This is a genomic window from Pirellulales bacterium (assembly GCA_035546535.1).
Classification (GTDB): domain Bacteria; phylum Planctomycetota; class Planctomycetia; order Pirellulales; family JACPPG01; genus JACPPG01.
The window spans coordinates 144775-156120 of record DASZWQ010000024.1; the positions used below are offsets into that span (position 1 = coordinate 144775).

Sequence of the window (11346 nt, forward strand, 5' to 3'; positions counted from 1 at the left end):
ACGAATGAAAGGGGATGAAAACGTCTCGCGGACGAAGATTTCCGATCAGGCCTGGCGCGAGCGCAGCGTCGAGCGCCCGACCATCGACAGGCGCTAAATCGCGCGCTGTGTTGGGATAATCGAAATGAATGTTCCGAAGTGGTGTGAACGGGCGCGCCCGGCGAGAGTGTGATCGAACTCACGGATGGGAATGATCCCGCCGGCGAACCTCTATCCCGATTCTGCCGCTCTGCCGTGATAACCGCAAGAAAAAAACGCGCAGATGCACGCGACGGCGCAAGTCACCGCTGACGATTCGCGCGAGAATCGATTGCGCGAAAATATTCGCGCGCTACAGCACTTGGGTGTGCCGTGGGTGTCACGACGTTTGGAGCGCGCTAGCGAGCCGTGGCAAATGGGACGCTGGTCGATGCCGCTCTGATTCTTGCATCAACGCCGACCGGGAGCGGTGCGTCTCATGACCGCGCGAGCGCAACGAAAAAGCCGCCCGAAGGCGGCTTAGTCGGATCATTGGATGACCGACGGTATCCGGTCGTTTTTCAGCCTCGTGCGTCCTGCCACATCCCTGGCAGGACGCCAACGACACTTCGTTCTAGCGTGGCCCGCGGGCATGCTACCTAAGCGCGGCGGCGTCGCCACGCGGCAATGGCACCGCAACCCAACGCCATGCCGACCATAGCCACACTCGAAGGTTCGGGAACGAACGAGTTGCAAGCCTGGACATAGCAGGCGCAAATGCCGAAGTGAAAGACGGCCCAATCGACGGTCGTCGCCGAGGTGACGCCGTTTACGGGAATCACGAACGAAACAGGCCCGGACAGGAATGCGTTGTTGTCCGAATTGCCAGCAATCGTGGAATTGGCATTCGTGTACTTTGTACCGCTGGCAGGTCCGATGATCGAGTGATCGTCCATGCCATCGGGAAGCATGAGTTGCATGCTTTGGCCGTCAAGCAGTATTTCCCAACCGGTGGGGACCGACGCACCATCGCTGAACGTCTTGTTCGAGTTGACCGTGCGCTCGACGCCGGCGCTGGCACCGATCGTGGTGCTGGTCTTGAGATCGTCCAGGGCAAAAGAGACGCCACTGATGACTTGAGAGATGTCGCTGATTTTGGTTTCCAAGTTTTCCAGCGTAACCGTGACTTCATTCGGGCCCGTCACGAATGTCACCTGGGCATCCACCGGCCTGCCACCGACCGTGTTGTTGGCGGTCGTATAAGTGATCGTGCCGGCCTGGGCCGTGATTGCCGATCCGAACAGGAGAGCGAAAAAGGCAATGACACCAGGATTTTTTGTCGAATTCATGAGACGCTCCGTGTGTTAACTACGGGAAAACGAAATTGCCAATCCGCGGGCGCGCAGGCGCCTGCGGGTAAACGATCGTGCACATCACGTCGTTTTCCAGTTGCCGGTTACGGAAGCGCGCAGCAGGAGCGCAGCACCAGACAGCCTGGAAGCCAACGTGAAAGGGCAAGAATTGCCAGAATGAGCCCAGATCAAAACCGCTCGCGCAAGGCGCGCAACCCTACTGGGTTGAAGTTAGCGGCTCGGGCTCGTTTTCATTAGCTGCGCCAAGGAAAAGCAGTAAGAACTTGCACAAATCTCTGTGGAGTCTAAGAAGCGACTCCGGCGAATGCAAGCGGAAAACGACCCTATCCCCCGAGAAATCCCGTGCCAAAAGCCTGTCCACCCCCCTGCAGTTGGCCAAATGGCATATGAGCGTTTTTTGAGCACCGACGGCGCCTTTAAAGTGCCGTCGTCCCCCGCGCTGTGCCGTGGCAACCGCTCAATACTGGCAGCGCCCACTATGAACTTCGTACGGGATGTGCTCCTTCTTCGACTTTCCGGCCTCGTGGCAATGCACGCAATACTTTTGATCCGGCACCTCGCGATGCGCCTTCGTCGAACCGGTGTGTACGTTGTGGCAACTCAGGCACGTCATCGATTCGCGACCGTATAGAACCACGTCGCGCACATTGTCGAGCACGTGCCGATCGGCGGGATTGATTTTCGGATCATCGGCCAGCGCGAGGTCGACTTCGAAATCGCGGAACAAGTTGTCGCCCGCCACGAAATTGTTCGGGTAAGGCAGCCCTGACGATTTCGATTTCCCAAAGCGCACATGACATTGCGCGCAGATCGACGTGACGGCGGCCGCGGAATCTTTGCGCTTCTTGGCCAGCGGCATCAACTTGGCATCGTTGGCATGCTCGGGAGGAGCATCGCCGTGGCAGACGAAACAATCCAGCGACGGGGCGGCGAACGCATGCGTCTCGGGATCGACCGCCGTGGCGTGACAGCCCGCGCATTCGGCGGCGAAGATTTCGGTGTTCCACGTCGGATGGTCGACGTGATCGAGCTTCGCCCGACCGGTGCGCGACAGGCTTGCGCCCGTGGAGAGCAGGTCCAGCTTGCCATACGCCGCGGATCGCTTGAGAAACCGGTTCTCGCGCGTGTCACCAAGGATCAACGGCACCTCGTCGGCCAATGCCTTCGTCGCGGGATTCGCTTTTAGCGCGGCGATCGCCGCATTGTTCCCGTCCGGCTCGCGGATCGTGCGATTGTGTTTATTGTCGCCCCAAGTCGTACCGACCTCGTTGCGATGGCAGAACAGGCATTCGCCACTTTCCATGTACTCGGGAATTTCTTGGCCGACGTGATCCTCGCCCCAGGCGGCCGGATCGAGCTTTTTCACGGCCGGAGCTTCGGCCGCGGTGATTTCCGTTCGCCGTGGCGAACCCATTAGAGCCAGCAACACGAGCGCTACCACAGCCAGAGATCCCCCCACCAATCGCGCGTGCCGAAGCGATGATATTTGCGACATGATGGCTCACGAGTACGAGGGAACACGACGGCAAATGAAATCGGGCGTTCGCGTGTCATTTTCCGCCACACGCGAACGCCCGCAATAGGTTTCCAGCACAATCCGCACAACTAAGGCGGCCCGTCGGGCACGAACGCTCAGGTGTTCGTGTCGTCGCGCACCCAGCCGTAGGCGGCGTTGTCGCGCGCGCCGCCGAAGTTGTCGTAGGCAACCTTCAGCTTCGACAGCTCATCCTTGGGGATGTTCTTGCGCTGCTCGGCCGCGTCGACGCCGTAGATCTTGGCGGCGTTGAGGCCGAAGATGTTGGCCTTGTCTTCCTTCGTCAGCTTCGTGTAGCCGAACTTCTCGCACATTTCGTCCGTGATCTGGAAGCGCTTGAAGGCATCGATCACCCATTGCGGCGATCCCCACCATAAGCAGTCGGTTCCCCACACCACGTGGTCCGAGCCGTAGTACTTGACGTTCTTGCCGATCAAGTGCTGGCACATCTCGGGGTGATAAACCACGAGCGTGCCGAAGCTCGAGCCGATCTCCGGGTAGACGTTATTGATCTGCGGATTGCGCTGCTTGATCTTCATGAGCACGTCGTGCCAGGCGAAATCGCCCGTGGTCGGATCGAATTTCTCAATCAGCGACGCCTGCTCGATGCCCGGCGCGTGCTGCAGCGCCGAATGGTAAATAACGAACGTCAGGTCCGGATTGTCGAGGGCCGCCTTTTCGACGTCCTTCGGGTTGGCCAAATGGCCCAGGGTCTTGGACTGGTACGAAAACCCCTTGTGGACGCTGATCTTCTTGATGCCCAGCTCGCGCGATTTCTCATAGAACGGGTAGGTCAGCTTCTCGTCGTCGAGTTGGAAGCCGTTGCCCGAGCGCCCTGGATCGGTATGGCAATACCATTTCCAGGAGTCGATACCGTACATCTTGACTTCGCGCTCCATCTGTTCGAACAGCGCAGCCTTGTCCTGGCTATTGGTCTTCATGTCCCAATAGTGGTTCGGAGCGCAGTTCCCTTGGCACAGGGCACGCACGCTGCCGGCCATATCGTTGATGTCCTTCTTTCGAGCCGACATCAACCAACTGGGCAGCGGGCCACCGCCGCGTTTCGGCCCTTCGGCCTTGTTTCCCTTGCGGTCGACATGCTGTTCGCGCCCCGGCACACCCGAGATCACGAGCATCGCCGTCTCGCTGTCGAAGAACATTTCCTTGACGAAGTTCGGAAAGGCATACGCCTCGTCCGACTCGTCAAGCTTGAAGCCCATGTTCTTGACGAACTCTTGATTGCGGAAGCCGATGGCCAGGCCGTTGGTGAAGTGGGCCTGGACATCGATGATGAAGTATTCGCTCTTCGGATACTTGTCCTCGTAGGCACCCGGCTCGAGCGTCTCTTCTTCCTTCACGTCCCAGTAGTTGCCGAACACCTTGTTGCTGGCCAAAAAGCACGTGGCCATGCCCATGCTGCTGGCCATGAAGGCGCGGCGTTCCATGCCGAGGTACTTGGCCTTTTCCTCGCCCATGGTGTTGATCAGGTACTCGACCTGTTTTTGCTGCTTGGTCTGCGGGCGTGGAATGAACTCTTCGTTGGAGACGACCTGGGTAGGAACGGGGGAGTCGACCCCCTTTTTCCGGTCCCGGAACCACTTGGGAATCCACATGGGGAACTCCTCCTCGCGACAAAAAGAGAGCGGGTTTGAAATCAGACGAACAAGCCCGCCACGGCCCGATCGACCAATCGAAGAAGCGCTTAGCCGGTTCACCGCTTCGCGCCGCCTGCAACGCCGGTTCGTCGACGAGAAAAGAGGATCGACGACCACCGTGCTCCGGCCGCCAGACGCGGCAGTGAACTTACGCTGGATTATAAGTTCCGCGACGGGCCGGTGCAAAGCGAGCGGAGCCGTTCCCGCTCATCGGCGGCCGCGTGGGGTGCCAATTCGCTGGAGAATCGCGGCGGGTGGGCATTTGAAAAACACGTGACCTGCCCGCAGGACGACCAGCGCGGCCCCGACTTCCACGGCGGCGCCCCACGCTCGATTGCCGTCGGTGAGAAGGGCCATGGCCATTGAATCCGCCATCGCGTATGCCAGGGCGGCAAGGACGAAGCCGTTCAGCCAGCGGCGTCGTTGGCGCATGGCTAGCCATGGATCCTCTCGGCGGTCGCTCATAACCCGGCCTCCGACGATTGGGCTTCCTCAAGCCGGCGCAACTGAGCCACGATCCGTGCCTGCTCCTCGAGCAAGGCATTGAACTGCTGATCGCAGCCGGTGATCGGCGTCGGATAGTTCTTGATTTCCCCGTAGACCCTCTGCTTTTCCGCTTCCAAGTACGCGATGGTTACGTCCGCCTGCCCCGGCAATCGCTGGCAAGGCCGTCCGTGAACCAGTCGGGGAGGCTGTTCTGCCATGGAAATTGCCGCCACAAGCCCGCCAGGCCACGTCTTCTGAGCAGCTTTCATGTTACCACGCCGCCAGACACTGCCGCACCTGATTTCTAGATGGTCGCCCGGCGCGGCTCGGTCGGCAGCAACCGATGGTTGCTAACGAAATCTCGGCCTCGGGCCCGCGATTCCTTCCAGAGCGACCAGCCCCTGGCGAGATGAATTGGAATGTGTTACCCTTCAACGCTTTAGGCGGCGCGGGCTTTGCAGTGTGGACAGGCCGCCGCGGTTCGCGATCGTTGTCTTGCTGAAAGCCCTTAAAGGTCTCTTGCGATGAAACAAGCGATTGCTGGTGTCGCTCCGTCTGAAGTGAGTGAAGTCACGATCATGACCGTCTGGCCGTCGATCGGCATGACCGGCCTGGGGCGATTCCTCGGGCGGGCCTTTGAAAGCCGCCTGGGCGTCGGCAACATCCTCACGCTGGGCAATTTCCTGAAGCTGGCCACGATCCCCGTCACGCTCGGCCTGTTCTTCGCCATGCTGCTAGTGCCGGGCATGAATCGCCGCTATCGGCTGACGAATCGCCGGTTGCTCATCGAGTCGGGCCTCAGCCCCAAGATCCAAAGCGCCGTTTTGCTCGAAGACTTCGACGCCATCGACATCGAAGTGCTGCCCGGGCAAGAGTGGTATCCCTGTGGCGAGATGATCTTTCGCAAGGGCAAGGTCGAAACGTTCCGCCTCTCGGCCGTCCCGCGCCCCGAAGCATTCGCTCAAGTGTGTCTGAAGGCGCAGCGAGCGCACGCGTCGGTGAAAAGCGTCATGGCCCATCAAACGCCGGTCACCGTATAAGGCCACGAGCCCTCTGTACCTCCCTCCCTTTCAGGGAGGATCGAGGGAGGGTGCAAACGCTCCGTTACATTCGAGGCCCAGATTCAGGGCCTGGTGCCGCGCAACACGGCTATTCGGCCACCAACTGCTCGGTGACCTCGACCAGTCCGGCGTCGATATATTGCCCGCCACCCGTCTGGTGGCAATGGATGGCCAGTATGTTCTCGCCGGCGCGCAGCGCCGCGCGAGCTTTTGGCGCGATCGACACCAATTCATAATCGGTCGAGTAGCCGGTTACCTTGGCCGCCAGTACGCCGTTTAAGTAGATATCGGCGTCCTCGTCGTGATGCAGCCGCAGGAAGACGTTCTCACGATCGACGTCGCCGAGCGTAAAACGCCGGCGCAGCCAGATGTCAGAGGTGTTCCACACCGTGCCGACGACCGCGCCGGGTGTGTCACTGGTGCCGAAGCCGCCCGGGGCGTCGCTCCAACTTTTGTCGTCGAACTCCGGCAGTGCCCACTTCGTCGAAGGCGTATTGAGCGTGTACAGCCAGTGCTGCGGGGTTTGCTTCGAAGTCGGCACGAGCAACCGCACCGACGGAGGGGGTAGATAGAGCCTGGCTGCGGCGGCCGCGGCCGCGTGCTCGTCGACCTTGATCACATCGCGATCGTACGTCATCAGGCCGTTGACTTCGATTTCGACATCCGTGGTCTGCGTGTATACCGCGGCGCTAAGGCCCGGATCGGCAATCAGCGGGCGCAAGCCATCGATCAGTTTCAGGTAACCATCGTTCAACTCTTCTTTCGATGACAGATTGCGATAGCCCCAATTCTTTTCGTTCTGCCAGGTGTGCCCCACCAGCGGCAGCCCCAGGCCACCAAATTCGCCAAGCACTGCCGCGCGATCATCCTCGGGCGCCGGCGAGCCCGGCCCGGGGTAGACGTGAATATCGTGGACGTCTCCTGTTTGCATGTCGTTCCAGCCGCTCGCGCCGCAAACGAGCCGCGATGGGTCGAGTTCTTCCGCGAAGCGCGTCATCCGCGCCGTGTCGTACTGCCCCCACCCTTCGTTGAAGACGACCCACATCACGATCGACGGATGGTTGATGTGCGTCTCGATCATTCGCGTCAGTTCGCTTTCGAACTGTTGGGCCGAGTCGGCCGTGCGCTTCAACTCTCCCTTGCCCGAGGCCACCGAGCGATCGCCGCTGGGCATGTCTTGCCAGACCAGCAGCCCCATCTTGTCGCACCAGTAGTACCAGCGCTCGGGCTCGACCTTCACGTGCTTGCGCACCATGTTGAAGCCGAGCCGCTTGGTCACTTCCAGATCGAAGCGCTGTGCGGCATCGCTGGGTGCGGTGTAAAGACCGTCGGGCCAGAAGCCCTGGTCAAGCGGTCCGTATTGAAACAGGGCGCTGCCGTTGAGCAGCAAACGCATGGTGCCCTGCGGCCCCTTGCCAATGGAAATATCGCGCATGCCGAAGTAGCTATCGACCGCATCGCTTTCGCGCTCGACGTCGCCGATGACCACTTTTAGGCCATAGAGAAACGGATCGGCGGGGCTCCAGGGATGTGGGTCGGGCAGGGCCAGCTCGACCGTCTGGCCGATCTTGCCCGTGCCGGTCGCAACCGGCTCCTCGCCCGACAGAGCGGTCAACCGCACCGGTAAATCTTCGGCGGCGGCCGAGCCCTGCACCGTCACACGCACGACTCCCGCCTTTAAATCGGGCACGATGCGTAGCGATGTCACGTGCTCGTCGGGCACCGGCTCGAGCCACACGGTCTGCCAGATGCCGGTCGTCGGGGTGTACCAGATGCCGTGCGGTTTGCGCACTTGCTTGCCGCGCGGTTGAGTGCCCGCATCCGTGGGGTCATAGACGCCGACAATCAGCTCTTGCTCTCCGCCGTCGACGAGCGCGCCGGTAATGTCGAAATCAAAGGGATCGTAGCCACCGCGGTGCGAGCCGATCTTCTTGCCGTTCACCCACACCGTGGTGTCCCAATCGACGGCGCCGAAATGCAGCAGGATGTGCTTGCCGGACCAGGCCTGCGGCACGGAGAACTTCCGCCGATACCAGACGCGTTCGGCATTTTTCATTACGCCGGAAAGCGCCGATTCGACCGGAAACGGGACCAGGATCTGTTGCGTCAACTGCTTGCCGATCGGTGGATTCGCGTCGCGCCCCGCCACGGCGAATTGCCACAGCCCGTTGAGGTTGTGCCACTGCCGGCGGACCATCTGCGGCCTGGGGTATTCGGTCCAGACCTTGTCGGGCCGAACCTCTTTGGCAAAACGGGTCAAGAGCGGGCCGGCTGCCGGCTTCCAGTCGTCGGCCACGGCCGGCCGCGCGACGATCAACAACGACAAAAAAAAGAGGCCACACACGAAGCGTCGGCGCATCGAGAATCGCTCCTAGCCGGGAAGAATGAATCGATGACAAGCGTGTCGCGGCCGGCTGCTGACGGTAGCACGCAGCCAGCGTCTTCCAGGCTAGCTCAGCCAGCCCCCGGCTTCAATGAGCGAGGAATGCAGTGGCCTGGCCTGAACTTGCCAATGATTCACTCCCAACGAGCACGTGTCGGTGCAGAAAAGAGGAGCAAACAGCACTTAGCGCGCGGCCTCGGCCACCGACGGCTGCCGCTCGATGCGATACAAGTGCGTATTGGTGCGCAGGAACATTGCTTGCCCGACAACGGCCGGCGACGCCAGGATTCGTCCCTCGAGTTTATTGCGCGACACCTCGTTCAGCTTGTCGCCGGCGGCGAGAACGACGCTGTCCCCCTCCTCGGAAAAGAAGTAGATATGCCCATCATTCGCGATGGGGCTGGCCGAAAAGTTTCCCCCCAGTCGCGATTTGTAGCGCTCCTTGCCCGTGGCCGCGTCCAGGCACGTCACAACTCCCTGGTCGCTCACCATGAACACGTGCTTTCCAACGACAACCGGGGACGGATTGGCCGGCACCTGTGCCTTCACGCGCCACACGACGTTTGTCTCTGTGATATCGCCAGCCCCCTCGGGTCTGATGGCCCACAGTTGTGGCTTCATGTAGCCGGTGTCGATGATCAAGAGACCGTCGGCCATTACGGGCCGCGGAACGTTCGAGAATCCTTCAAAGTCGACGTGCCAAAGCTCAATGCCCGTCGCTGGATCGTAACCGTAGGCACGATCGGCAGCGGTGCTGACGACTTGCGTCTTGCCGGCCACGTCAATCGCCAAGGGAGTTGAGTATGCCTTGCGAAAATCGGTGTTCGGATTCTTGCTGCCGCTACGATCGGTTTTCCAGACCTGTTGACCGGTGCGCTTGTCGAGTGCCGCGATGTACTGATGGTCGATGCCGTCGCAATGCACGATCAGCAGGTCACCCACCAGGATCGGCGTGCTGCCAGGCCCTTCCTTGTGATCGATCTTCAACTCGCGATTGGTCCACAGCACTTCGCCCGATTCGCTTTTGAGGCAGGCCGTCCCGTATGTGCCGAAGTGAACCCATAGGTGGTCTCCTTCGATGATCGGACTGGGGGATGCGTAGCTGTTCTTGGCGTTGATCTTTTCCGGATCGTCGACCGCGAACACCTCCACATCGTAGATCGTACGGCCGCTCGCGCGATCGAGGCAGATCGCCCGCATCGAATGGCCGTCGTCGAGCGCCGTGGTCAGCCAGATGCGGCTGCCGAGAATCACGGGCGAGGACCAGCCGCGGCCGGGAATGGAAACCTTCCAGGCGATATTCTCGTCTTCGCTCCAGCTCGTCGGCAGATTCGAGGCATCGGTATGGCCTTGCCCGTCCGGCCCGCGAAACTGCGGCCAGGAATCGCCCGCCACGGCCGTGTGTGCGGCCAAAACTGCGCAGAGAACGAGGCAAAGTCGCATGAAAGGGATTCCTCGATCCGATTACGGTGGGTTTCAAGGCGGGCGGTGCGAGCGGACGTTTTAGGATACCTTCGGCCGGCGGCACCTGCCAGGCGGCGCGCAGCGTGCGACCGGGGTACCAGGATTATTCTGCGTCGTCGCGCTGTCCAGTGATTACTTTTGGATCGACTGTCTTCGAATTTGGCAACGGGGCATCGTCGACCTTCAGAACCAGAAGAAGCGTCGCCGTTGAGGCAATAAAATGATGAATCGGCTGTCGCCCGCTTCAGGGTACTTTGGTCTTATTCAGCATTTTGCATTCATCATATCGCATTTGACTGCGTTGAGAGCGCGGCCAACGCGCCCGGATGCACACCCCAAAACAGTGCAAACAGTCCGCCCAGTGCGGCCAGGATCCATGTCGCCGGTTCAGGCGTGATGACGAACTGCGACACGTTATAGAACGTCGTTGGTCCGCTCGGCGTAAAGCCAGAGTTCGTGACGATCTGCTGGTCACTGAAGATCGGCAGGTTCTGGCCGAACACTTCGTTAAACGCCGTGGCGATCATGTTCGAGATCAATCCCTCGGGCTGCGTGAGGATGTCGAACTGATTGCTCGCAAACATCGTGCTGAACGTGTGACCGCCGAACGTCCATGGGTATAGCGGCACGAGCACATCGGCGGCCTTGAACAAATCAATCACGGGCACGCCGTGCGCCAGGGCGAATTGCTGAATCTCGTTGTTAGCGGTGATGATCGCATTGCGACCGGCCTGGATCTCGGCGGGCGTCGCACCATAGGCCAAGGCGAGCACGGGCGCAAGCGGAGTTGCGGTGATGTCCGGGATGTTGGCGATCACCTGGTGAACGCCAGGATTCGCCGCCGCGATCGACGTGATCACTTTCTCGACATTCGACACGAACGTGTCGATGACCGGCTGCGCGTTGCCTCCCAGGAACACCGTCTGGGCGTTTGGGCCGAAGGGTCCGAAATCATTGGCCCCCACGACCAGTACCGAATCGGTGATTTGCCCTTGCTGCGCGAGCGAGACGATGGTGGGCAATTGGCCCGACACGACGCCGTTCGACGTTGCCCCGTCGCGGGCCACGTCATGTTGCGTGATCGCTCCGGCGTTTTGCAACTGCACGACCCACGAAGTGTCATATGTCGGCGTGAGTAAATTGATGCTGTCGCCCATCACGGCCATGCTGACCGGTGCGGCGCTGATCGAGCGAATAGATAATGCCGAGAGAACCATAGTCACGAGCAGGCAGTTGCGCAAAACAGACCACGATGTCGAATTCATGAGCTACCCCCAGGAGGTATCGGCGAAATGAAGCGAAAGATAAATCGGAGAAGCCGGAAGAATGAGTGCGGTACTAAGACCGTGTTTTCAAATTGCATGAATCGATGAAAAACGTTACGACTCCGCCGTCTTGGTTCTCAAGTCAAGGAAGACGGAGCCGTAACGAT

10 protein-coding genes are annotated in these 11346 nt (G+C 60.3%); 2 read left to right on the forward strand and 8 right to left on the reverse strand.

Translation table 11 applies throughout. From position 1 onward, the window contains the following. The first annotated feature begins 262 nt into the window (after positions 1-262). Entirely contained in the window at positions 263-421 is a 159-nt protein-coding gene (locus VHD36_03090) for a hypothetical protein (protein HVU86278.1), read from the forward strand. 196 nt (positions 422-617) lie between these two features. Here the strand turns inward: VHD36_03090 and VHD36_03095 are convergent, their stop codons facing one another. The 5 genes from VHD36_03095 to VHD36_03115 all read right to left on the reverse strand — a co-directional run bounded on the left by VHD36_03095 (position 618) and on the right by VHD36_03115 (position 5224). Beyond that, positions 618-1307 carry a PEP-CTERM sorting domain-containing protein gene (locus VHD36_03095; GenBank protein ID HVU86279.1) on the reverse strand — a complete coding sequence of 230 codons (690 nt, stop codon included), beginning with the start codon at positions 1305-1307 and terminating at the stop codon, positions 618-620. Between the two features lie 481 nt (positions 1308-1788). Then, positions 1789-2772, reverse strand: a complete 984-nt coding sequence (locus VHD36_03100) for a hypothetical protein (GenBank protein ID HVU86280.1) — start codon at positions 2770-2772, stop codon at positions 1789-1791. 191 nt (positions 2773-2963) lie between these two features. Continuing rightward, a complete protein-coding gene (locus VHD36_03105; GenBank protein HVU86281.1) occupies positions 2964-4478 on the reverse strand; it encodes an amidohydrolase family protein in 1515 nt (504 codons plus the stop codon). Positions 4479-4727: 249 nt separating this feature from the next. Next, positions 4728-4952, reverse strand: a complete 225-nt coding sequence (locus VHD36_03110) for a hypothetical protein (GenBank protein ID HVU86282.1) — start codon at positions 4950-4952, stop codon at positions 4728-4730. A 29-nt stretch (positions 4953-4981) separates the two neighbouring features. After that, positions 4982-5224 carry a hypothetical protein gene (locus VHD36_03115; GenBank protein ID HVU86283.1) on the reverse strand — a complete coding sequence of 81 codons (243 nt, stop codon included), beginning with the start codon at positions 5222-5224 and terminating at the stop codon, positions 4982-4984. Positions 5225-5530: 306 nt separating this feature from the next. On the opposite strand from VHD36_03115, the gene VHD36_03120 reads away from it, so the two are divergent. Next, positions 5531-6046, forward strand: a complete 516-nt coding sequence (locus VHD36_03120) for a PH domain-containing protein (protein HVU86284.1) — start codon at positions 5531-5533, stop codon at positions 6044-6046. A 109-nt stretch (positions 6047-6155) separates the two neighbouring features. On the opposite strand, the gene VHD36_03125 is transcribed toward VHD36_03120, so the two are convergent. The 3 genes from VHD36_03125 to VHD36_03135 form a co-directional block, all read right to left on the reverse strand. Then, the gene (locus VHD36_03125) at positions 6156-8426 is read right to left on the reverse strand and encodes a glycoside hydrolase family 2 TIM barrel-domain containing protein (GenBank protein ID HVU86285.1); all 2271 of its coding nucleotides are present in this window, start codon (positions 8424-8426) and stop codon (positions 6156-6158) included. A 207-nt stretch (positions 8427-8633) separates the two neighbouring features. Beyond that, positions 8634-9893 (reverse strand): PQQ-binding-like beta-propeller repeat protein, encoded by a 1260-nt coding sequence (locus VHD36_03130; GenBank protein HVU86286.1) that lies wholly within the window; start codon positions 9891-9893, stop codon positions 8634-8636. 302 nt (positions 9894-10195) lie between these two features. Beyond that, a complete protein-coding gene (locus tag VHD36_03135; protein HVU86287.1) occupies positions 10196-11179 on the reverse strand; it encodes an SGNH/GDSL hydrolase family protein in 984 nt (327 codons plus the stop codon). Between the last annotated feature and the right edge of the window lie 167 nt (positions 11180-11346).

Coding starts and splice junctions, on each gene's coding strand:
- VHD36_03135 (HVU86287.1), bottom strand. CDS start 11,179: ATGAATTCGACATCGTGGTCTGTTTTGCGCAACTGCCTGCTCGTGACT.
- VHD36_03125 (HVU86285.1), bottom strand. CDS start 8,426: ATGCGCCGACGCTTCGTGTGTGGCCTCTTTTTTTTGTCGTTGTTGATC.
- VHD36_03130 (HVU86286.1), bottom strand. CDS start 9,893: ATGCGACTTTGCCTCGTTCTCTGCGCAGTTTTGGCCGCACACACGGCC.
- VHD36_03090 (HVU86278.1), top strand. CDS start 263: ATGCACGCGACGGCGCAAGTCACCGCTGACGATTCGCGCGAGAATCGA.
- VHD36_03105 (HVU86281.1), bottom strand. CDS start 4,478: ATGTGGATTCCCAAGTGGTTCCGGGACCGGAAAAAGGGGGTCGACTCC.
- VHD36_03120 (HVU86284.1), top strand. CDS start 5,531: ATGAAACAAGCGATTGCTGGTGTCGCTCCGTCTGAAGTGAGTGAAGTC.
- VHD36_03115 (HVU86283.1), bottom strand. CDS start 5,224: ATGGCAGAACAGCCTCCCCGACTGGTTCACGGACGGCCTTGCCAGCGA.
- VHD36_03095 (HVU86279.1), bottom strand. CDS start 1,307: ATGAATTCGACAAAAAATCCTGGTGTCATTGCCTTTTTCGCTCTCCTG.
- VHD36_03110 (HVU86282.1), bottom strand. CDS start 4,952: ATGCGCCAACGACGCCGCTGGCTGAACGGCTTCGTCCTTGCCGCCCTG.